18 protein-coding genes are annotated in these 22088 nt (G+C 75.3%); 4 read left to right on the top strand and 14 right to left on the bottom strand.

The window, feature by feature from the left end; all coding sequences use genetic code 11:
- Positions 1-497: 497 nt before the first annotated feature.
- From ABGB16_RS21225 to ABGB16_RS21215, 3 genes are all read right to left on the bottom strand, one after another.
- Positions 498-1172, bottom strand: coding sequence for a hypothetical protein (locus ABGB16_RS21225; RefSeq protein WP_347669834.1), 675 nt, complete (start codon positions 1170-1172; stop codon positions 498-500).
- A 13-nt stretch (positions 1173-1185) separates the two neighbouring features.
- The gene (locus ABGB16_RS21220; RefSeq protein WP_347669833.1) at positions 1186-2970 is read right to left on the bottom strand and encodes a DUF4012 domain-containing protein; all 1785 of its coding nucleotides are present in this window, start codon (positions 2968-2970) and stop codon (positions 1186-1188) included.
- 85 nt (positions 2971-3055) lie between these two features.
- Positions 3056-4312, bottom strand: a complete 1257-nt coding sequence (locus tag ABGB16_RS21215; RefSeq protein WP_347669832.1) for a glycosyltransferase family 4 protein — start codon at positions 4310-4312, stop codon at positions 3056-3058.
- 183 nt (positions 4313-4495) lie between these two features.
- On the opposite strand from ABGB16_RS21215, the gene ABGB16_RS21210 reads away from it, so the two are divergent.
- Positions 4496-5050, top strand: coding sequence for a low molecular weight phosphatase family protein (locus tag ABGB16_RS21210; RefSeq protein ID WP_347669831.1), 555 nt, complete (start codon positions 4496-4498; stop codon positions 5048-5050).
- Here the strand turns inward: ABGB16_RS21210 and ABGB16_RS21205 are convergent.
- The gene (locus tag ABGB16_RS21205; protein ID WP_347669830.1) at positions 5031-6500 is read right to left on the bottom strand and encodes a polysaccharide biosynthesis tyrosine autokinase; all 1470 of its coding nucleotides are present in this window, start codon (positions 6498-6500) and stop codon (positions 5031-5033) included. The genes ABGB16_RS21210 and ABGB16_RS21205 overlap by 20 nt on opposite strands.
- A 373-nt stretch (positions 6501-6873) precedes the next feature.
- Here ABGB16_RS21205 and nhaA point away from each other — a divergent pair, with 373 nt between their 5' ends.
- Positions 6874-8193, top strand: a complete 1320-nt coding sequence (gene nhaA, locus ABGB16_RS21200; RefSeq protein WP_347669829.1) for a Na+/H+ antiporter NhaA — start codon at positions 6874-6876, stop codon at positions 8191-8193.
- Between the two features lie 117 nt (positions 8194-8310).
- Here nhaA and ABGB16_RS21195 read toward each other — a convergent pair whose 3' ends face one another.
- From ABGB16_RS21195 to ABGB16_RS21160, 8 genes are all read right to left on the bottom strand, one after another.
- Positions 8311-8523, bottom strand: coding sequence for a hypothetical protein (locus ABGB16_RS21195; RefSeq protein WP_347669828.1), 213 nt, complete (start codon positions 8521-8523; stop codon positions 8311-8313).
- 122 nt (positions 8524-8645) lie between these two features.
- Entirely contained in the window at positions 8646-9233 is a 588-nt protein-coding gene (locus tag ABGB16_RS21190) for a TMEM165/GDT1 family protein (RefSeq protein ID WP_347669838.1), read from the bottom strand.
- A 299-nt stretch (positions 9234-9532) separates the two neighbouring features.
- Entirely contained in the window at positions 9533-10525 is a 993-nt protein-coding gene (egtD, locus tag ABGB16_RS21185; protein WP_347669827.1) for an L-histidine N(alpha)-methyltransferase, read from the bottom strand.
- Entirely contained in the window at positions 10522-11325 is an 804-nt protein-coding gene (egtC, locus tag ABGB16_RS21180; RefSeq protein WP_347669826.1) for an ergothioneine biosynthesis protein EgtC, read from the bottom strand. Before egtC ends, egtD begins: the two co-directional genes overlap by 4 nt.
- Before the next feature lie 28 nt (positions 11326-11353).
- Positions 11354-12685 carry an ergothioneine biosynthesis protein EgtB gene (egtB, locus tag ABGB16_RS21175; protein WP_347669825.1) on the bottom strand — a complete coding sequence of 444 codons (1332 nt, stop codon included), beginning with the start codon at positions 12683-12685 and terminating at the stop codon, positions 11354-11356.
- Positions 12682-13920: an ergothioneine biosynthesis glutamate--cysteine ligase EgtA gene (gene egtA / locus ABGB16_RS21170; protein WP_347669824.1), complete on the bottom strand. Its 1239-nt coding sequence runs from the start codon at positions 13918-13920 to the stop codon at positions 12682-12684. The genes egtB and egtA overlap by 4 nt, the downstream gene beginning before the upstream one ends.
- 125 nt (positions 13921-14045) lie before the next feature.
- Complete coding sequence (locus ABGB16_RS21165; protein WP_347669823.1) at positions 14046-14792, bottom strand: hypothetical protein; 747 nt, start codon at positions 14790-14792, stop codon at positions 14046-14048.
- A gap of 15 nt (positions 14793-14807) precedes the next feature.
- Positions 14808-15443, bottom strand: a complete 636-nt coding sequence (locus tag ABGB16_RS21160) for an RNA polymerase sigma factor (RefSeq protein WP_347669822.1) — start codon at positions 15441-15443, stop codon at positions 14808-14810.
- 536 nt (positions 15444-15979) lie between these two features.
- On the opposite strand from ABGB16_RS21160, the gene ABGB16_RS21155 reads away from it, so the two are divergent.
- Both ABGB16_RS21155 and ABGB16_RS21150 read left to right on the top strand, forming a co-directional pair.
- Positions 15980-17362, top strand: coding sequence for a protein kinase (locus tag ABGB16_RS21155; protein WP_347669821.1), 1383 nt, complete (start codon positions 15980-15982; stop codon positions 17360-17362).
- A gap of 108 nt (positions 17363-17470) precedes the next feature.
- Complete coding sequence (locus tag ABGB16_RS21150; RefSeq protein WP_347669820.1) at positions 17471-18733, top strand: nucleotide sugar dehydrogenase; 1263 nt, start codon at positions 17471-17473, stop codon at positions 18731-18733.
- A gap of 51 nt (positions 18734-18784) precedes the next feature.
- On the opposite strand, the gene ABGB16_RS21145 is transcribed toward ABGB16_RS21150, so the two are convergent.
- A complete protein-coding gene (locus ABGB16_RS21145) occupies positions 18785-21265 on the bottom strand; it encodes an ABC transporter permease (protein ID WP_347669819.1) in 2481 nt (826 codons plus the stop codon).
- Complete coding sequence (locus ABGB16_RS21140) at positions 21262-22047, bottom strand: ABC transporter ATP-binding protein (RefSeq protein ID WP_347669818.1); 786 nt, start codon at positions 22045-22047, stop codon at positions 21262-21264. Before ABGB16_RS21140 ends, ABGB16_RS21145 begins: the two co-directional genes overlap by 4 nt.
- Positions 22048-22088: the final 41 nt, after the last annotated feature.

The following is a 22088-nucleotide window of genomic DNA, read 5'->3' as shown; positions in this document are numbered from 1 at the left end:
GACCATGCACAACGACCGGCGGCCCGTCACCATTCCGGGCCCGGCCCACCCGCCTCACGGACACGGAAGCGGGACGCCGTCCTCGGCCGTGCGTCAGGTGTAACGACCCCGCCCCGGCCACGATTCCCCGGCCAGGGTGCCCCCGGTCATGCCCAGACACCCCACCAGAGCGGACATTCGGCGCATAATGCCGCCGCCGGGACGGCTGATCGACTCGATGTCGGCGACATCGGGGGGTCCGAGCCCTCCGGATGCCGCCATGTCGCTGACATCGAGTCGATCAAGACGCGGCAGCCGCCCCCTCGAAGTCGATCAAGACGCGGCGGCCGCCCTCGAACCGGGTGGGGCCCGCCGTGACCGGCGCAGGGATCAAGCCTGACCGCCCGGAGCCGGTCACGGCGGGCCCCACCCCACCGCAACCACCCATCCCGCAGCAGAGTGACGGTGCCCGCCGGACCACGCCGGCGGGGCACCGTCACCCATTACATCGGGGGCGCTCAGGAACGTGTCGAGCCGATTCCGAACCGGTCGCGACGACGCCAGGCCATGCCGACGAGCGTCAGCACCACGCCGGCGGCCACCAGCCCACCGCCGATCGCAAGCGGTGTGCCCAGGCTGTCACCGGTCACGGGCAGCCCGCCCGGACGGGATGGCGACGGCTGGGTGACGGGTAGCACGGTGAGCGTCGCGCTGGCCGTCCTGTCCGTGGTGCGACCGGTGGCGGTGAACGTCAGCCGGCCGGTCACGCTCGGCTTGTACACGCGGGAGAAGCGGCCGTTCGCGTCGGTCCGCACGGTGAAGTGCAGTGGTGCCGCGGCCTGGTAGGCCACCGGCGCCATCGCCACCGTGCTGCCGTCACTGCCGCGCCCCTCGCCCGGAGCACGGCGCCCCTCGCCGGGAACGCCTGCCGCGAGCGGCGCCACCGTGACGGTCACGTCGACGATCTCGCGCGGCCCGAACCCGGCCCCCCGCAGGGTGGCAGTCTCGCCGAGGGTGATGGTAGTCGGGACCACCGTGAGCACCGGCGGCTGGGGCGCGTACGGCGGCGGCTGCGGCGGGTCGGTTTCGGTCTGCGACGGTGTCGGCTGCGGCTGCGCCGCCCCCGCCGCGGTCGGCGCGGCCACGACGGCCAAGCCGACCGTGAGCGCCATGATGATGCGGGATAGCCGCATGGTTGGTTCCCTTCTACTGAGCGCAGTGCGGTGCGGAAACAACTTGGGTGGTCCATGGGGTGACGGTGGGGGTGAGCCACAGCTCACCGTCGCCGCTGCCGGTCGCGCCGGTCAGCAGGTCGACCTCGAGCGTCCGGGTGGCACCGGGGCGGACCTCGACGTTGGCGACCGCTACCTGCCGGCGCCGCTCGTAGCCGCTGCCGGCGCCGGCGTCGCGGCCGTCGAGCCGGCTGCCGAGCACCGCGCCGCCGGCGGGGCTGTAGACGGAGACGAGCGTGCGGGCGGTGTACGGGTCGCCGGCCAGGCCGAGGCCGAGCACGGAGGCGCTCAGGCCGCGCGCCGGGGCGGTCGAGTGGAGCGTGAACCGCAGCCGGAGTTGCCGGCGACCGTCCGGTCGGCACTCCCCGACGGTCAGGGTGGCCGCCGGGCGCAGGTAGTAGCCGAGCTTCGCGCCGCTGCCGTCGTTCAGGAACACGCCGACCGTCGGCACGGTCTCCTGCTCCGGCAGCGATCCGGCCAGTCGGTTGTCGCCGATGATCCGCTGCTCGTCCGGCCGGGCACTCCAGAACAATATGCGACGTTCAGTGATAGAACGCCCAATACCGGACAAAAATGCCCGAGGATTGACGTCGCGCGAGAAGAACGCGGTGAAGACGGCCGCCGAGGAGGCCGCGAAGTACTCGTCCTGCTCGGCCGGCTTGAGCCGCTGGTACGCGTCCGACAGCAGGGTCTGCACCACCTTCTCGCCGACGAGCGCGGGCTGGCCCGGCACGGACACCGGCCCGGTGGCCTGGAGCAGGTAGGACAGGACCACCGGATCGACGGCGAGCACGCCGTCCACGGTCGTGCCGCTGCGACGCCGGTACATCTCCCGGTAGAGGGCGGCTGCCGTCGGGAAGTGCGGCGTCAGGTTGACGTCCGCCGGGTACGTCCCGGGCAGGTCGGCGTGGAGCGCCCGGACGTCCCGGCTCAGATTCAGCGGCGGCGTGAACCGCCCCAGGCTCGCACTGGTGCCCTGCCCGGCCATTCGCAGCCGACCGTTCGCGGCTTTGATCAGGGCGTACGCGCCGAACATGCCGCCGGTGGCGCGCAGCTCCGCCGGATTCTGCGAGACCATGAGGTACGTGCGTGGGCCGTCCGCGCCGAGCAGGGTGGGCAGCAGCCGGGCGGCCTGGTCGGCGGCGCGGGTGAGCCCGGCCAGCCGGTCGATCTCGGCGCGCAGGTCGGCGACGGCCCGGCGGACCTGGGCGACCAGGTCCTCGGTGGGCACGGCGGCGAGGCGGGTGCGGATCCGCTGCACGACCGCGTCCGTGTCGGCGAGGTCCGACGAGACGGCGCGCAGCCGGTTCACGTCGAGCTGCCCCCTGCCGGGCAGCAGGGTCGACAGGTCGGTGCGCAGCAGGGTGGGAAACGCCCCGCGCGCGAGGTCGTCGATCGCCACCGCGATCTGGCGTACGGCCACCAGGTCGTCCCCGGCGTACGGGACGCGCCGGCCGAGCCACCAGCCCGGGTCGCCGGTCGCCTCCCGGGCGGCGCCGGCCTGCTCCTGCAGCGCCGAGAGCGTTCGTTGCGCCCGCTCGACGTCGGCGCCCACCACGTCCGCACTGAGGTCCCGCGCCAGCCCGGCCGCGTTCAGCAGGTGGGCGCGGGCCTGCCAGCTGCGGAAGCCCACCCAGCCGCCGGTCAGCAGGACCAGCGAGCCGACGAGGAGGCCGGCGGTCAGGGCCCTGCGTACCCGGGCCCGGGTACGCCGCCGGGACGCGCGCCCGGCGCGTCCGTGTCGCTCACTTTCGCTCACACCTGCTCCGCTCGAATTGGACAAACAGGCTGATCGGTCAATTCTTAGCACGAAAGTCCCGAGACGAGCGGCAATATCAGGCGTTTCAGAGCTCCGTGCCCAGACGGGAGTTCCGCTCGGTTCCCCGCCGAGGGGCGGCGATCTCGTAGAGCAGCCGCTCCACCCGGTCCACCCCACCGTGCAGCGACATGTCCCGCAGGTACGCCTCCCGGCCACGCCGGCCCATCTCCAGGCGGGCCGGGGGCGGGATGGTGGCGGCCAGCCAGAAGCGGTCGGCCAGGATGGCCCAGTCCTCGGGCGGGCAGGACAGGCCGGCCCGGAACCGCTCGACCAGTTCGACCGTGTCGCCGCTGGCGGAGGCGACCACCGGCGAGGCGCAGCTCAGCGCGGCCTGCAACTTGCCGGGGACCGTCCCCCGCAGCTCCGGCAGGTCGCGCAGCATCACGAGCTGATAGTCGGCGGCGGCGTACAGGTCGGCCATCTCCAGCGCGGACCGGCGCGCAACGAAGCGGACGTTGCCCGCGCCCAGCTCGGTGGCCAGCCCGCGGACCGTCGGCTCGTCGCCGCCTGATCCGACCAGGACCAGGTCGATCGTGCCCCGCAGTGGCGCGGCGGCGCGAACGGCGGTCTCCAGGCCCTGCCGCGCGCCCATGGTGCCGGCGTGCATCACCACACAGCGACCGTCGCCGTCGCCCCGGATCAGCCGGCGGGCCTCGCGGGTCGGCTCGGCAGGGTGGAAGATCCGCTCGTCGGTCCAGTTGAGCACCAATCGCACCCGGGCCGGGTCGGCGCCGTCGGCCACCACCAGGTCGCGCATCCCGGGCGCGGTGACCGCCACCAGGTCGGCGGAGCGGTAGAGCCGGCGGGTGGCGGCGGCGACCCGCGCCGCCCACGGGCCCGTCATCGCGGTCGGGCCGACCAGCTCCGGGCGGACGTCCTGCACGTGCAGCAGCGTCGGCACCCGGCCCAGCAGGCGCAGCAGCCCGAGCGCGGCGAAGGTCGTCGGGGGCAGTTGGTGGACGTAGAGCGCGTCGACGCCGGTCAGGTGACCGCGGCCGATCAGTCCCGCGCTGCCGGCGAAGGAGAGCCAGGTCGCCATCCGGGCGCGCACGGAGGCGTCCCCACCGGTCCAGCGCGGCACCCGTCGCACGGTGAGCCGATCGCTGCGCGTCTCGTGCCGCCACCGCTGCCGCCAGCCCGGGTAGACATGCCCACCGGGATAGTCGGGGAAGCCGGTCAGGACCCGCACCTCGTGCCCGCGGGCGGCCAGCTCCTCGGCGAGGCTGCCGGGGATGAACGCCGGCTCCGGAGGAAAGTGGTACGACAGGATGCCGACCTTCATCGCCGCCCCCCGCCCCGGGGCGTCGACCGCCCACCTCCATCACCCTTCGGCGCGGCGTCGCCACCGACCGTCGCCGGCGCCGCATAGGATGCCCGCAGCCCGCCGTCGACCGGCGCACCGCCGGGCCGGACCGGCGCCCGCCCGCCGGGCCGAGGTACGACCAGAACGCTGGGGGAGTCTCCGATGGCCGACCGGATCCTGTTCGTCTGCCACGCCAACATGTGCCGCTCGCCGATGGCCGAGTACCTCGCCGGCGTGCTCATGAGGAAGCTGCCCGTCGAGGTGGCCAGCGCCGGGGTCGCCGCGCTGGACGGCCGGCGCATGCATCCGTTCGCGGCGCAGATCGCCGCCGGCACCGGGCGGGACCCGGCGGAGTTCCGCAGCCGGCTGCTGGCCCCCGCCCACCTGGCCGACGCGGCCCTGGTGCTGACCGCGACCCGGCGCCAGCGGGCGGCCTGCGTCTCGCTCGTCCCGGCCGCCCTGCACCGCACCTTCACGCTGCGCCAGTTCGCGCGGCTCGCCGCGCTGGCCGACGCGCCGGACACGACGGACGCCGGGCTCCTGCCGGCGGCGGTGCGGGCCGCGGCCGTGGCCCGGGGGCGGCTGCAGCCAGCCGCCCCCGCCGACGACGACCTGAACGACCCGATCGGCGGCACGCCGGCGGACTTCCGGCGCTGCGCGTCGGAGATCGAGCGGTCGCTGGCCCCGGTCGCCGCGCTCATCGAGGCAGCCGGGTGAGTTCCTGCGTCGGGGCGCCGGACTGCTCCCGGCCGCGGTGTCCGACGGCCCGGGCGGCCACGGCGCTGGCCCGGTCCATCGGCACGGCGGGCGGCGCCTGTGGTACGACGACGCGGTAGCTCTCGTACTGGTAGGTCTCGGCACGGCCGAGCTTGGCCATGTTCAGCACACACCCGAGCAGCCGGACGGAGACCGACTGGAGTGCCTGGGCCGCGGCGGTGATCTGCCCCCGGTCGGTCCGGCCGTGTGCGCTCACCAGCAGCGCGCCGTCGGCCTGGACGGCGACGACCACCCCGTCGGTGACGTTGCGCAGCGGGGCCGTGTCGATGACCACGATGTCGGCCGACTCCCGCAGCACCAGCAGCAGGTCCGCCATGGCCTTGGACCCGAGCAGCTCGCTGGGGTTGGGCGGGGCCGAGCCGCTGGGCAGCACCAGCAGCGACTTGTCGCCCCACCGCTGCACGACGTCTGCGACGTTGACGTCGCCGAGCAGCACGTCGGTCAGCCCGACGCCGGCCTCCAGGCCCAGGTACTCGGCGACCTTCGGCCGGCGCAGGTCGGCGTCGACCAGCGCGACCCGCCAGCCGGCCTCGGCCAGCGCGATGGCCAGATTGCAGGAGAGGGTGGTCTTCCCCTCCCCCTGCAACGCGCTGGTCACCGCGATCACCCGGGCCGGCTCGTTCACGTCGACGAAGCGCAGGTTCGTGCGCAGCTTGCGGATCGCCTCGGCGCGCGGCGAGGTGGCCGCCTCCCCGACGATCAGCGGGGCGGTGCGGGCGGCCGGGTCGAACGGGATCTCGCCGAGCAGCGGACTGCCGGTGACGCGCTGCAGCGCGACGGCGTCCCGCAGCCGGGTGTCCAGGCGCGCCCGGAGCACGGCGATGCCGACGCCGGCGAGCAGGCCGGCGAGCGCGCCGAGGGCCAGGTTGCGGGCCGGCTGGGGCGAGACCGGGCTGGACGAGACGCGTGGCCCGCTGACGACCTCCACCTTGATCGCGGCGGCCCGCCCCTCGGGCGGGGTCTCCACCGCCCGGACCAGTTCGACGAAGCGGGCGGCGATCGCCTCGGTCAGCCGCAGCGCCCGGGTGGCGTCGGTGTCGGTGACGGTGCCGCGCAGCATGACGGTGTCGGGGATGGTGGCGGCGGTGATCCGGGACTGCACCTCCTCGGCGGTGAGCCCGAGCGGCGTCTTCGCCACCACGCTCTGGGCCAGCCGGTCGCTGCGCAACAGGTCGGCGTACGACTTGACGCGCTGCTGCATGAAGATGCTGCCCTGGTACGCCTCGGTGACCCCCTGGTTGGGGGTGGTGACGAAGAACGTCACCGAGGCGACGTACTTGGGCTGTGCGCGGACCGTGACCAGCGCGGCCACGCCGAGGCTCACCAGCACGGCCAGCAGGACCAGCCACCAGCCGCGGCGGACGGCCCGGAGGTAATCGCGAACGTCCATCAGCCGGGCAGCCCCCGTCCGGTCCGTTCGGTCGACATGTAAACCACGAAAGCTCCCTCAGCGATCAAGGGGCGATGTCAGCTCCGACAGCCCCACCCGGCGCATACGCCGTGCCACCGACTGTAGAGGATCAAAGCGGATATAAAGTGGCAACCGGCACACACAGTGAAGCATTGCCGCGAATGCGGCAATGTTTCACCGGATGCGTCCGGAACAACTCCGCCAGGGCCGGTGAAGTGACGTACGCCCCGGTCGCCCGGTCACCGGTCGCCGTCGCGGGCGGCGCCGGATAGGGTCGGACCCGGTGTGCCGGGAAGCCTGGTCGGCGTGGAGTCCTGCTGTCCCCGCGAGCCCGCCGAGGTGGATCACGCCCATGACCGACCGCACCCCGCGCACCGACCGCCCCGTACGGCGGCTCTTCGCCCGCACCTCGTGGCCGGAGGCCCGGTTCCTCGCCGACGTGCTGCGCACCGAGTCGGTCGGCGGCATGCTCCTGCTGCTCGGCGCGGTGGCGGCCCTGCTCTTCGCCAACTCGCCCTGGCGGCGGTCCTACACGGCCCTCGGCGACTGGGTGCCCTGGCCCGGCGGCGCGTCGCTGCACCTCGACCTGGACCTGGCGACGTGGGCCGCCGACGGGCTGCTCGCGATCTTCTTCTTCGTGGTCGGGCTGGAGCTCAAGCGCGAGTTCATCGCCGGGGAGCTGCGCGACCCGCGCCGGGCCGTGCTGCCCGTGGTGGCCGCCCTGGGCGGCATGCTGCTGCCCGCGCTCGTCTTCACGACCGTGGTGCTCGCCGGCGGCGGCGCGGGCCTGCGCGGCTGGGCCATCCCGACCGCCACCGACATCGCGTTCGCACTGGCCGTGCTGGCCGTGGTCGGCTCGCACGTGCCGCAGGGCCTGCGGGCGTTCCTGCTGACCCTCGCCGTCGTGGACGACCTGTTCGCGATCGTCGTCATCGCGGTCTTCTACACCGCGGAGTTCCACCCCGTGCCGCTGCTCGCGGCGCTGCTGCCGATCGCCGCGTTCGCCGCGCTGGTGCAGCGTCGCCGCACCTGGTGGTGGGCGCTGCTGCCGCTGGCCGCGACGGCGTGGGCGCTGGTGCACGCCTCCGGCGTGCACGCCACGGTCGCCGGGGTGCTGCTCGGTTTCACCGTGCCCGTACGGTCGGGCCGCGACGGCGCCCCGGGCCTGGCCGAGCGGCTGGAGCAACGCTGGCGGCCGCTGTCGGCCGGCTTCGCGGTGCCGGTGTTCGCGTTCTTCGCCGCCGGGGTGTCGCTGCGCGACACCGACCTGGGCGCGGTCCTCACCGACCCGATCGTGGTCGGGGTCGTCGCCGGCCTGGTGCTCGGCAAGGCGGTCGGGATCTTCGGCTCGACGTACCTGCTGGCCCGGTTCACCCGCGCCGAGCTGGACGAGGACATCAGGTGGCCGGACCTGCTCGGGGTGTCGCTGCTGGCCGGGATCGGCTTCACCGTCTCGCTGCTGATCGGCGAACTCGCGTTCGGCGCGGGAACCGCGGCCGACGACCGGGTGAAGGTCGCCGTGCTGACCGCGTCCCTGGTCGCCGCGGCCCTGGCGACGGCGGTGCTACGGCGGCGCAACGCGGCGTACCGACGGATCGCCGAGCGGGACGCGGTGGACGCCGACGGCGACGGCGTACCGGACGTGTGCCAGCGGCGGCCGGACCGCGGCTGACGGGCCCGGCGCGGGCCGGGGGAGCAACCGGCCCCGCCGCGCCGCGGCCGGCGCCGGGGCGGGACGGCACAGGCCGGCGGGGTCGGGACGGCACCAGGCCGCCCCCGCCGGCGGCGGTCAGCCGTCGCGGCCGGGCGGGTGCTCCCCCTCCTCCTCGGCCTGCTCGGTCTCCTCCGCCAGCGCGTCGCTGTACGGATGGGTGAGGTCGTCGGCCGGCACCGCCACCTCCTCGGCCAGGTCCTGCTCGTCCGGACGGCCGCCGGGCGGGGGCTCGGGCGCGGTGGCGCCGCCGGAGTAGCCGAACTCGTTGGGCTCGTCGTGCCGGCTCATGCCGTTGTCCTCCCGCTGTTCGCAGTGCCTCTCGTCGCCCACCGTAAGCCGTGATCGTCTCCGCCGCAGGGCGTACGGGCGGTCCGGGCCCGGGCGGGGCCGGGGCCCGCCCGGGCACCGGCTCAGGTGAGCTCGGCGACCCCCTCGAAGATCAGCCACAGGGCACAGATGGCGAACAGCACCGCGGCGCCGTAGCGGATGGCCCGCTCGGGCAGGTGCCGGCCGAGCAGCCGGCCGACGACGATCGCCAGCGCGTCCGCGGCGACCATGCCGAGGGTCGAGCCGAGCCAGGTGCCGAACCAGCCGTACTTGGTGGCCAGCGTGATCGTGGCGAGCATCGTCTTGTCGCCCAGCTCGGCGAGGAAGAACGCGACGCCGACCGCGACGACGGCCGACCGGCTGCTCTTCTCGGCCTTGCGCTTCTCCTCCTCGGTGAGCTTGTCCCCGCGCAGCGTCCAGGCGCCGAAGCCCAGGAACGCCAGGCCGGCGATCACCGAGATCCAGGCGGTGGGCAGGGCCGCGCCCAGGCCGTAGCCGATGGCCACCGAGGCCAGGTGGACGATCGCGGTGGCGACCGTGATGCCGATCAGCACCGGGATCGGCTTGAACCGTGTGGCGAACGTCAGCGCCATCAGCTGCGACTTGTCGCCGAGCTCCGCGACGAAGATCACGCCGAAGCTGATCGCCAGCGCGACGAGAAAACCTTCCATGACACCCTTCCCGATCATGCCGGGCCGGGGTATCTGGGGCGCCCTCGACCCGGCTGTTGCGCACAGCCTGGGTCGAAGGTCTCGCCCGCCCCGCCGGACGGCGGGGCCGCGTGGCCGGGCGCGGAACGCGCCAGTGTGTCGACCACGACATTGGGGGCTACTCCCCTTCGCGGCGCCAACCATAGCCGACCCCGATCCGAGCCGGGCGGGCCGGGTCGGGGGCCGGGCTGAGTCGACGATCGGTGGCCGACTCAGCCCGCGATCGAGGCTCCCACTCAGTCGACGGTCGGAAGCCCCGCTCAGTCGACGGTCGGGGGCCGCAGCCGCTCGTCGGCGCGGGCCAGCGTGACGCCGAACAGGCCGTCGGCGTCCGCCCAGAACGCGTGGCCGGCGAAACCGGCCGACGCCAGCTCCTCGGCGATCCCCTCCGGGCGGAACTTCGCCGACACCTCGGTGCGCAGGTCCTCCCCCGCGGCGAACTCGACATCGATGTCGAGCACCCGCACCCGCATGGGGCGCTCGGCCCGCAGCCGCATCTCGATCCACTCCCGCTCCGGGTCCCAGAGGGCGACGTGGGCGAACGCCTCCGGGTCGAAGTCGGCGCCCAGCTCGCGGTTGATCATCCGCAGCACGTTGCGGTTGAACTCGGCCGTCACCCCGGCCGCGTCGTCGTAGGCGGGAACGATCACCGCCGGGTCCTTCACCAGGTCGGTGCCGACGAGCAGCCAGTCGCCGGGCTCCAGGGCCGCGCGCATGGCGGCGAGGAACCGGACCCGCTCGGTGGGCAGCAGGTTGCCGATCGTCCCGCCGAGGAACACCACCAGCCGGCGCCCGCCGGCGGGCAGCCGGTCCAGGTGGTGGGTGAAGTCGCCGACGATTCCGCGTACCCGCAGGCCGGGGTAGTCCGCGGCGATCCGCTCGGTGGACTGCCGCAGGGCGCTGACCGAGACGTCCAGCGGCACGAAGGTGCCCAACCCGCCCCGACGGGTGAAGGCGTCCAGCAGCAGCCGCGTCTTCTCCGACGAGCCGGAACCCAGTTCGATCAGGGTCTTCGCGCCGGTCAGCTCGGCGATCTCGCCGGCCCGCTCGGCCAGGATCGACCGTTCGGCCCGGGTCGGGTAGTACTCGGGCAGCCGGGTGATCTCCTCGAACAGCTCGCTGCCCCGGGCGTCGTAGAACCACCTGGGCGGCAGCCACTTCGGCCGCGCCGTCAGCCCGGCCTGGACGTCCTCCCGCAGCCTGCGGTCCAGGTCCCACTCCTCCAGCTGGATCTCCAGCGGTTCCGCGCTCATGGGATTCCCCCCGTTCGTGGTCGTGATCTCCCTGTCGGCCGGTCCCCGCTCACCCCGGTGGCCAGGGCGTCGGTGCGCGCCCCGGCCGCCGTGGCCACCACCAGCCGCCCGTCCGGCACCTCCTGCCAGCCGGGGTCGTCGTCGTACGGCTCGGAGGCCAGCAGCACCTCGCCCGGGCGCTGCCGGACCGACAGCGCATGCCCGGCGACGCTGGCCACGACCGTGTGCCCGTCGGTGAGCAGCAGGTTCAGCCGGGACCCCGGGGCCGCCGCCGCGACCGCCGCCACCGTCTCGGCGACCGCCCGGGCCGGCTCGACCCCGGCGCGCAGCCGGTGCCGGACGAGCGCCCAGAGCAGCGCGGAGTCGGTCGGCGCGTCGAGGGTGAGCAGGTCCCGCACCGGCAGCTGCCCGGCCAGCCCGGCCACCGAGTCGGGCCAGCCGCGGACCACCCCGTTGTGGCTGAACAGCCACCGCCCCTCGGCGAACGGGGCGGCGGCCGTGTCGAGCACCGGCATGCCCACCGTGGCCGACCGGACGGCGGCCAGCACGGCGCCGCTGGTGGTCGCCGCGGCCAGCTCCGGCAGGGTCGGGTCGCTCCAGATCGGCGTGCCCCGCCGGTACCGGATCGGCGGGCCGCCGTCGGGCGGATACCAGCCGACGCCGAAGCCGTCGGCGTTGACCGTCCCGCCGCCGCGCATGTCCCGCGGCGCCCAGGACTGGCGCAGCAGCGAGTGCGGCGGGTCCAGCAGCAGGGCGCCCACCGTCACCGGCGGCCCGACGTACGCCAGGTGGCGGCACATCAGGCGGCCCCGGGAGTCGGGTACGGCCTCACGGGCGCGCCTCGTCGGGGCGGGCGTCGCGGGCGCAGCGGAAGCCGCTGAAGATCTGCCGCCGGATCGGGAAGTCCCAGTTGCGGAACGTGCCCCGGCAGGCGGACCGGTCGGTGCCGAACGAGCCGCCCCGCAGCACCTGGTAGTCGTCGCCGAAGAACACCTCCGAGTACTCCCGGTACGGGAAGGCGGCGAAGCCGGGGTGGCCGCGGAAGGTGGTGGCGGTCCACTCCCAGACGTCGCCGACGAGCTGGTGCACCCCGAGCGGCGACGCGCCCGCCGGGTACGCGCCCACCGGCGCCGGCCACAGGTGCCGCTGCCCCAGGTTGGCGTGCTCGGCCGTCGGGTCCTCGTCGCCCCACGGGTAGCGGCGGGACCGGCCGGTGGCCGGGTCCCAGCGGGCGGCCTTCTCCCACTCGGCCTCGGTGGGCAGCCGCCTGCCCGCCCAGGCGGCGTACGCCTGCGCCTCGAAGTAGCAGACGTGCACCACCGGCTCGTCGGGGCGGACCGCCGACCAGCGGCCGAACCGCCGGTACGCCCACCCGTCGCCGTCGCGTCGCCAGTGCAGCGGGGCGGTCAGCCCCGCCTCGGTGCGGTGCCGCCAGCCCGCCTCGCTCCACCAGCTCGGGTCGTCGTACCCGCCGTCGGCGATGAACTCGGCGTACCGGCCGTTGGTGACCGGGGCGGCGTCGATGGCGTACGCGGGCAGGTGGACGGTGTGCGCCGGGCGCTCGTTGTCCAGCGCCCACGGGTCGGTGGAGGTGCCCATGGTGAACGGGCCGGCCGGGACCAGCACCTCGTCGGCGACCCGCGCGCGCGGCTCGGGCGGGGCCGGGGCGTGCAGCACCGGCGGCCCGGAGCGCAGCTGGTGGGTGGCGAGCATGGTCTCGTCGTGCTGCTGCTCGTGCTGCACGATCATGCCGAAGGCGAACCCGTCGGCGAGCAGCGGGCGGTCGGTGAACGCGACCCGGTCGAGCAGGTCGTACACCTTTTCCCGGACGGTGGCGACGTACGCGCGGGCCTCGGCGGGCGGCAGCAGGGGCAGCGACGGGCGGTCCCTGCGCGGCTGCTTGAACGCGTCGTACAGGTCGTCGATGTCGCGGCGCACCGGCTCGCGCCCGCCCACGTCCCGGACCAGCCAGAGTTCCTCCTGGTTGCCGACGTGGGCGAGGTCCCAGACCAGCGGGGACATCAGCGGCGAGTGCTGGCGCATCAGGTCGGCGTCGTCGACCGCCTCCGTCAGCAGGGCGGTCCGGGTGCGGGTCCGCTCCAGCTCGGCGGCGATGCGGTCGCGCAGCCGCTCCGTGCCGGGCTCGTGGGTGGTGGTCACCGGGGTCCCCCCTCCGCGACGGCCCGCCGCCGCCGTAGTCCTCGGGTCGTCTCGTCGTGCAGCGGCGCGGGCAGGTCGAGCCGCGGCAGGGCCGTCAGGGCCAGGTCCAACAGGTCGGCGGCGGCCCGCGCCAGCGCCGGGTCGGCCAGTCCGTACCGGGCCGCCGCGTGCCACCGGTGGGCCACCGGGGCGGCGAGCGTGGTGGCCCGGGCGACCGTGTCGGGATCGGCGAGGAGCGCGGCCAGCACGGCGAGCGGGAGTCTCCAGTCCCGGCCCGGCTGCGCGTCCAGATAGCGGATCTCCAGGTAGCCGCGGGGCCGCACCACCGGGAAGAGGGTGCTCAGGTGGTAGTCCAGGTCGTCGGTGGTGGGCGGGCGGGGCAGCGCCCCGGCGATCCAGTCGCCGAAGGTGACCCCCGCCGGCGGGGTCCAGTCCGCGTCGTCGTCCCCGCGCAGGCAGAGCAGCGGCGCGGCCAGGGCGTACGCGGTCCAGGCGGCCACCGGGTCGGCGCCCGGGCGGGCCGGCGACCAGACCGGCCCCGCGCGGGCCGGGTCGATGGCCAGCCAGGCGGCCATGCGGGCGGAGGCCCATCCGGTGGACCGCCCGGCGTGCCGGCCGGCGGTGGCGAACGCGGCCAGCAGCGGCGGGCCGACGGCGTGCGCCGCCGCCCAGCGGGCCGCCACCTGGTCCGGCTCACCCGCGTCCAGGCAGACCTGCAGGCCGGCGGTGCTGTACATCATGGTCCGCCCGGCCCGGCCCTGCCGGTCGAACACGCACCGCATCGCGCGGTAGCGCGGCGATTCGACGACCGGCCGCGGGGTGCGCCACGGGTCGATGCCGGTGCGTCCGAGCACCAGGCCGGCGGCCCGGAGCAGGTCGCTCAGCTGGGCGATGTCGGCGTCCGTGGTCTCGATCAGCGCGGCGAGCGAGGCTCGCGGCGCGGTGGAGATCTCCAGCTGGCCGCCGGGCTCCAGGGTCACCGCTCCCCCGTGCCGCAGGGGGGCGGCCGGGCTGGAGCTGTCGATGGTGGTGGGGCTGTGCCGCCCCAGCGCCGCCCGCAGCCGCTCCCGGTCCACCGGGCGGGCGGGGTCGGCGGCGTCGTGCACGGTCCATTCCAGTTCGACGCCGGTGCGCCTCGGCGGCCCGGTCTTGAAGCAGATCCGGGCGATGTGCCGGGCGGCGTCGGCCGCCTGACGCAGCGGGGTGCCCCGATCCAGGTCGGGCGATGTCACCACGGGACGCTCACCTCCCCTCCCTGGTTTGACGACGGGGGGCCACCCGACGCCGCGGGGCACCGCCCCACCGTCACCTGTCTAGCAGACGAATTCCGCTCACCTTGCCATAACATATGTTCTGCGCCTCAGCGGTCGGTGTTCCGCGCGCCGGCGTCCTTTGTACCCGCGTCGGGCCGGGTCGTACGCGTGGGGTGGGCGTCCGGCGTCGGACCCGGTCCGACGTCGGGCACCAGGTCGTGGCAGAAGGGCTCGACGTTGCCGGCCCCGCCGGCCGCGTCGAGCAGCGGCGCGTACCCGGGGGTGTCGAGCAGGTCCTCCCGCTTCCCGGCCGGTCCTTCGAGGTAGGCACGGCACAGGCCGGACAGTTCGGCTGTCGCGGAGCGGCCCGGGTCGGTGGGCCTTCCCGGGCCGGCGGACGTGGTGCCGGGGCGGCCCGGGGCGCTCGGGGCGGCACCACCCGGGCCGGCGCCGCCCGGGGTCACCGCGGAGTCGGCCGGGGAGGGGGAGGGCGCCTCGGTCGGGGCCGGCGGTGGGGGCGGGACCGGTTCCTCGCCGCGGTCCAGGGTGACCGCGGCGACGGCGACACCGGCGGTCGCCGTGGCGGCCAGCGCGCCGATCCAGGCGAAGGCGCCGACGGTGAGGCGACGCCGGCCGGGTCGCCGGGTCGGGGCCGGCCCGGGTGCGGCCCGGAAGGCGGCCAGCGCGGCCTCCTCGCCGGCGAGCTCGCCGGGACGGGCCGGCGCGGCGGCGGCGGCGAGCAGGCGGGCCAGCGGATCGTCGGCGGGCCGGCCGGCACGCGCCGCGTCGAGGAGTCGGTCGGACGCCGACCGGTCGGCTGGCCGGTCCGCCCCGTCGGGGCGTCGGAGGCTCATCGGATTCCCTTCACGTCAACCGTCCGCCGGCTCGACGTGCGCGGAGCCGGACGCCGACCGACCCTGTCCCGGGCGGGGTCGGGGCGCCGTGACGCGCGGCGCGGCGGCCGGAGGCGGGTCGTGGCGTTCCATCAGTGCGGCGAGCCGGCGCAGCCCCCGGTGGGCGGCCGTACGCACGGCACCCGCCCGCCGGCCCAGCACCCGGCCGGCCGTCTCGGCGTCCAGGCCGATCACCGCGCGCAGCAGCACGGCCTCGGCCTCGCGGGGCGGCAGGGTGGCGATCAGCGCGAGGGCGGCCTCCGTGCCGATGGTCTCGCCGGCCCGCTCGGCGGTGTCGGCATCGCCGGCGAGGTCGGCGAGCGCCTGCACGGGCACCGGCAACGCGGGCCGGCGGCGCTGTCGGCGCAGGTGGTCCATCGCCCGGTTGCGGGCGATGGTGACGGTCCAGGCCCGGAACTCCCCGCCGGCGAAACGGGGCAGGTCGCGGGAGATCTGCAGCCAGGTCTCGGAGGCGACGTCCTCCGCGTCGGCGCCGACCAGCGCGGTCAGGTAGCGCAGCAGACCGGGTTGGAGACGTCGGTAGAGGAAACGGAAGGCGTCCTCGTCCCCGGCCTGGGCCGCGACGACCGCCTCGCCCAACTCGTCGGTCATGGACACGCTGCTTCCGCCGCCCGGCGCTTGCCGCGCATGCCGACGGCGGGCGCCACGCCGACCCGGCCCGGCGGCCGGGCTCCCTCCCGCACCATCAGTCCCCCGCTGCCCTGATCACGCCCGACACCGTACGCCGTGGACGGCACGTCGGACTCACCACGAGGTACGGCCGCCGGGAACGTGCCGTGGCGCCGTGGGGCGGGCCCGAGCCGCGCTAACGCTAGGAGCGGACGGCCGGGCGGACAAGCCAGCGCCCGCCAAGAAAACAGTGAGAATAATCAAGCCGACCGGCGGGCGGGTCGATGTAACACGGAAGGCCGCGTGGACGCCCCCGCCGGGAAATCGGACACTCTAGCCGTGCGCGCCCTTCCCGGCGCGGACCGTGACAACCCCACCGCCGGTCATGACTGACCGTCACTTGTCGGTCACAGACAAGCGATCCGGTCGGCGCCCGACGCGGCTGGCTGCGCGGCCCGCCCTCCCGGCCGGGCGGAGCGGGGCGAGTGGGCCGCGCCCGCTCTGGGTACGGTAGTGCCGTGTTGTCTTCGGGAGTCGTGCTCAGCGGTCGGTACCGCCTGGACGACCGTGTCGCCACGGGCGGCATGGGCGACGTCTGGCGGGGCACAGACCAGATCCTCGGCCGGCAGGTCGCGGTCAAGGTCCTGCTGCCGGCGCTGGTCTCCGACCCCGACTTCATCGCCCGGTTCCGCGCCGAGGCACGGATCATGGCGGCCCTGCGACACCCCGGCATCGTCCAGGTCTACGACGTCGGGCAGGACGACCTGGCCGACGGCGGGCGGGCCGACTACCTGGTGATGGAGTTCGTCGAGGGCGAGCCGCTGTCCCGGCGGATCGAGGCGGCGGGTCACCTCGGCGTGGCCGAGACGATGTCGATCGTCGCCCAGGCGGCCCAGGCTCTGCACACCGCCCACGCGGGCGGGATCGTGCACCGCGACGTGAAGCCGAGCAACCTGCTGGTGCAGGAGGACGGCAGTGTCGTGCTGGTCGACTTCGGCGTCGCCCGGTCGAGCAACGTCACCAGCATCACGAGCACCAACGCGGTGCCGGGCACGGCGCTCTACATGGCGCCGGAGCAGGCCGCCGGGCGGCCCGTCTCGGGGGCCACGGACATCTACGCCCTGGGGGCGGTGGCGTACTGCTGCCTGATCGGCGAGCCGCCGTTCACCGGCGACAACCCGCTGCAGGTGGCCGTCCGGCACCTGGACGACGAGCCGCCGGAACTGCCGGGCGAGATCCCGGCCGCGGTACGGGAACTGGTGGCCCGGGCCCTGGCGAAGGACCCGGCGGACCGCTTCCCCACCGGCGCGGCGATGGCCGAGGCGGCCCGGGCCACGATCGCGGACGGCTCCGCCCCCACCGCCACCGTTCCGGTGACGCTGCGCGGCGCCACCGGGGCCGGCGGCACGACCCGGGACGACCTGTCGCCGGCGGGCGCGGCGGCCGTCCCCGGCGGCGAGCCGCCCCGCCGCGGCGCGCGGCGCGGCCCGCTCGTCGGCGCGCTCGCCGCGGTGCTGGTGGCGCTGGCCGCGCTGGGCGCGGCCCTCGGCGCGGCGAGGAACGGGGACTCCCCCGCCACCAAGTTCAAGCCGACCCCGCCGGCGGCGGTCCAGAGCGAGGGCTCCGGCGACCCGGCGGCCACCGAGGAGGCCGACGAGGGTACGGGCCGGACGTTCCGGCCGGCGGGTGGCAGCCGTCCGTCGGGGTCGGCCAGCTCCACGCCGACCGCCGATCCGAGCGAGTCGGCCGAGCCCGAGCCGTCCGGTTCCCCGACCAAGTCCGAGTCGCCGGGGCCGGACCCCACGAACGAGCCGACCGAACCGCCGTCGAGCGGCGAGCCGAGCCCGCCGGCCGACCCCGGGGGAAGCCCGCCGCCGAACCCGCCGGCCGGGAACAACTGACCGTCACGGCCGTCACCTCAGCCCCACGATTACCAAATCGGACAAAAATCCCAGATAGCGCCCTATGCTAACGAGCGGAACGTTCCGTCGTCTGCTGCGGGAGCACGGGTGAGCGCTGAGAAGTTGGTCGTCATCGGCCAGGGATACGTGGGCCTGCCGCTGGCCGTGCGGGCCGTCGAGGCCGGGATGGACGTGGTCGGCCTCGACGTCGACGCCGACCGGGTCAAGCGGCTCGCCTCCGGCGAGTCGTTCGTCGAGGACATCCCGACCGACCGGCTCGGCCGGGCGCTGAGCAGCGGGCGGTACCGTCCGAGCAGCGAGTACGCCGACGCCGAGGGCTTCGACATCTGCGTCGTCACCGTGCCCACGCCGCTGCGCGACGGCACCCCCGACCTGAGTTTCGTGGAGCAGGCCGGGGTGGGCATCGGCCCGTACGTGCGGCCCGGGTGCGTGGTCGTCCTGGAGTCCACCACCTACCCGGGCACCACCGAGGAGCTGCTGCGGCCGCTGCTGGAGTCGGCAAGCGGGCTGACCAGTCCCGGCGACTTCCACCTCGGCTACAGTCCCGAGCGGATCGACCCGGGCAACCCTGTCTGGAAACTGGAGAACACCCCGAAGGTGGTCTCCGGGGTGGACGAGGCGTCCCGGCAGCGGGTCGACGCGTTCTACCGGCGGCTGGTCGAGCGGACGGTGCCGGTGGACTCGACGCGGGTCGCCGAGCTGACCAAGCTCATCGAGAACACGTTCCGCCAGGTCAACATCGCGCTGATCAACGAGCTGACGGTGCTCAGCCACCACCTGGACATCGACGTCTGGCAGGCGATCGAGGCGGCCGAGACCAAGCCGTTCGGGTTCATGTCGTTCCGCCCCGGCCCGGGCGTGGGCGGGCACTGCCTGCCGATCGACCCGTGCTACCTGTCCTGGCAGGTGAAGCGGCGGTTGGGCCGGCAGTTCCGGTTCATCGAGCTGGCCAACGACGTCAACCACGAAATGCCGGAGCACGTCGCCCAGCGGATCATGGGCGGGCTGAACCGGGCCGGTCGGGCGGTCAGCGGCGCGCGGCTGCTGCTGCTCGGGCTGGCGTACAAGAAGAACACCGGGGACATGCGCGACTCCCCCGCCGTCGACGTCGCCCGCCGGCTGCGGGCCCTGGGCGCCGAGGTACGGGCGGTGGAGCCGTACGCCGAGCCGCACCACATCCCCGGCGGCGTGACGGTGGTCGAGCTGACCGAGCGGGAGGTCCGCGAGGCAGACGCGGTGGTGGTGGTCACCGACCACGACTGCCTCGACTACGACCTGGTCGTACGCCACGCCCGGTACGTCTTCGACACCCGCAACCGCTGCCAGGGCCCGGTCGTCGAGCGCCTCTGACAGGCCCGAGGCCCCCTGTCACCGCGGGCGGTGTGGCAGGGGGCCTCCGGGTCACTCGGCGCCGAGGGACTCCACCACGGGGCGGGCCAGGGCGCGGCGGGCCGGGAGCACCGAGGCCGCCAGCGCGGCCAGCACCGCCACCCCGAGGATCAGCCCGAGCTGGTCCCACGGCAGCACCAGGGTGAAGTCGCCGCCGATGCGGGCGACCACCGCCATCGCGCCGGCGCTGACGCCGGTGCCGAGGCCCACCCCGAGCACCGCCCCGACCAGGGCCATCAGCACCGCCTCGACGGCGAGCATGGCCCGCATCCGGCCCCTGGTCAGCCCGACGGCCCGCAGCACCGCGTTCTCCCGGGTCCGCTCCACCACCGACAGGGTCAGCGTGTTCGCCACGCCGACCAGCGCGATCACCACGGCCAGGCCGAGCAGCGCGGTGACGAACGCCAGCAGCATGTCCACCGTGCCGGTGAGCATCTTCTTGTACGCCGCCTGGTCCATCAGGTTCACCGTCGGGTACCGGCTGAGCACCGACTCGATCGCCTCCCGGGCCTGTCCGGCGGACACCCCGGCGGCCGGGTCGACCTCCGCGAGGTAGCCCCGCTCGGCCGGGAAGAGACGGGCGAAGTCCGCGTCGACCAGGTCGACCACGTGCCCGGCGGGCACGGGGATGCCGGCCAGCGCCGGCCCGTCGGAGGCGACCACGGCCGCCACGGTGAACGGTCGCCCGGCCAGCGTGACCGTGTCGCCGACCGCCCAGCCCCTGGCCCGGGCCAGCTCCCGGTGCACCAGCACCCGGCCCGGCCCGAGCCGGCCGACGTCGCCGGAGTCGACGGCCGTGAGGGTGCGCCGGACCAGCGCCGGGTGGGCGGCGCGCAGCTCGACCCTGTCCACGACGCGGCTGCGCTGCTCGTGCACGACGCCCAGCTCGCCGCGCGCGGCCAACTCGGCAGCGAGGGTCGGCGGCAGGTCCCCGCCGATGCCGGTGACCAGGAAGTCCACCCCGATCTGCTGGTCGACCGCCCGCTCGATGCCGGACTTGACGCTGCGCGCCCCCACCACGAACGCGGACACCAGGCCGATGCCGACGACCAGCGCGGCGGCGGTGGCGGCGATCCGGCGCGGGTTGCGCACGGCGTTGGCCACGGCCAGCCCGGCGGTCGCCCCGAACAGCCGGCGGGCCGGCCACCCGAGCACGCGCACCAGCGCCGGCACCAGCACCGGGCCGAACAGCACGATGCCGAAGAAACTGAGCACCCCGCCGGCCGCCACCAGGACCACCTGGCCGACCACGCCTGCCCCCACCAGGGCGGCCACGCCGGCGGCGAAGACCAGCGCGCCGACCGCCAGCCGGACCCGCCCGGCCCGGCGGGTGGACTGCACCGCCGCGTCGGTGAGCGCGGCCACCGGTGCGACCCGGGTGCCCTGCCAGGCCGGCGCGGCGGCGGCCCCGACGGTGATCGCCGTGCCGAGCAGCAGGCAGAGCAGCACGGTCGGCGCGGTGACCGTGAGGCCCCCGGCGACGGGCACGTCGAACGCCGACATCAGGGCGTCCATGCCCACGGCCAGGCCCGTGCCGGCCAGCACACCGAGCGCGGAGGCGGCCAGCCCGATCCCCGCCGCCTCCAGCAGCGCCGCGCGGAACACCTGGCCCCGGGTCGCGCCGACCAGCCGCAGCAGCGCCGTGCGCCGGGTGCGCTGGGCGAGCACGATGGCGAAGGTGTTCGCGATGACGAACCCGGCCACCACCACGGCGACCGCGGCGAACATGAGCAGGAACAGGTTGAACTGCCTCAGGTCGCGGACCGCCTCGTCGACCGCGTCGTCGAGGATCGCCTGCCGGGTCTTCACGGTCACGCCGGCGCCGGCCACCGCCGCCACCCGGTCGGCCAGCTCCGCCGTGGACACGCCGGGCGCGGCGGCCACCATGATCCGGCCGTAGCCCTTGTCGGCGCCGACGGCCAGCGCGTCCGGGCCGGCCAGGCCGATGAACGGGCCGCCGACGTCCCGGGTCGTGCCGGCCACGTCGACCGTGCCGACCAGGGTGTACGGGCGGGCCGCTCCCCCGCTGCCGCCGACGCGCACCGGCGCGCCGAGGGCGAAGCCCTCCTCGGCCACGGTCGGGGCGTCCAGCACCAGCTCGCCGGGGCGCTGCGGCAGCCGGCCGGCCACCACGTCGTACGACTGCAGGGCCGGGTCGGTGGGGATCGCGGCGAGCACGGCGAAGCCCAGCACGGGCCGGCCGTCGGAGCCGACCACGCCGGCCGTGCCGGTCAGCTCGCCGTCGGCGGCACGCACCCCGTCGACCGCGCGCACCCGCTCGACGAGCGCGGGCGGGATCGGGACCTTCTCGGCGTACACGCCGAGGTCGGTGTGCCGGTCGAACGTGCCGGCGCGGGCGTACGCGGCGGCCTTCATCCCGTCGGTGAAGATCAGCGTGCCGGCGACGAACGCGACGCCGAGCACGACGGCGAGGGCGGAGAGCAGCAGCCGCACCGCGTCGGCGCGCATCGTCCGCAGGGTCAGGCGGATCATCGGCGGGTCACCCCCGCGGCGGCCGGGGCCCACTCGAGACGGGCGAGGGCGTCGAGCACCGCCTCGGCGCTCGGCGCCGCCAGGTCGCGCACCAGCCGTCCGTCGGCGAGGAAGACCACCCGGTCGGCGTGGCTCGCGGCGACCGGGTCATGGGTCACCATCACCACGCTCTGGCCGAGGGTGTCCACCGCCTCGCGGAGCAGCCGCAGCACCTCCGCACCGGAGCGGGAGTCGAGGTTGCCGGTCGGCTCGTCGGCGAAGACGACCCACGGCTTGGTGATCAGCGCCCGGGCGACCGCGACGCGCTGCTGCTGGCCGCCCGAGAGCTCGGCGGGCCGGTGCCGCAGCCGGTCGGCCAGGCCCACGGCCGCCACCACCTGCCGCAGCCACGCCGGGTCCGGCCGGCGGCCGGAGATGGCCAGCGGCAGCACGATGTTCTCCTCGGCGCTCAGGGCCGGCAGCAGGTTGAACTTCTGGAAGACGAAGCCGATCCGGTCCCGGCGCAGCAGGGTGAGCCGCTTGTCGTCGAGCCGACCGATGTCGGCGTCGCCGATGCGCACCGACCCGGCCGTCGGCCGGTCCAGCCCGGCGAGGCAGTGCATCAGGGTGGACTTGCCGGACCCGGACGGGCCCATGATCGCGGTGAACCGGCCGGCGGCGAAGTCGACGTCGACGCCGTCGAGGGCGACGACCCTCCCCTGGCCGGAGCCGTACTCCTTGCGCAGGCCGCGGGCGGTGACCGCGACGCCGGCGGCGGCGAACGCGGGAGGTGCGACGGACACGTGGTGCTCCCCGTGGAAGACGGTGACTGGGACGTCTTCGA

It is taken from the genome of Micromonospora sp. B11E3 (assembly GCF_039871625.1).
Classification (GTDB): Bacteria; Actinomycetota; Actinomycetes; order Mycobacteriales; family Micromonosporaceae; genus Micromonospora.
This window is presented reverse-complemented; position numbering and strand designations above follow the sequence as displayed.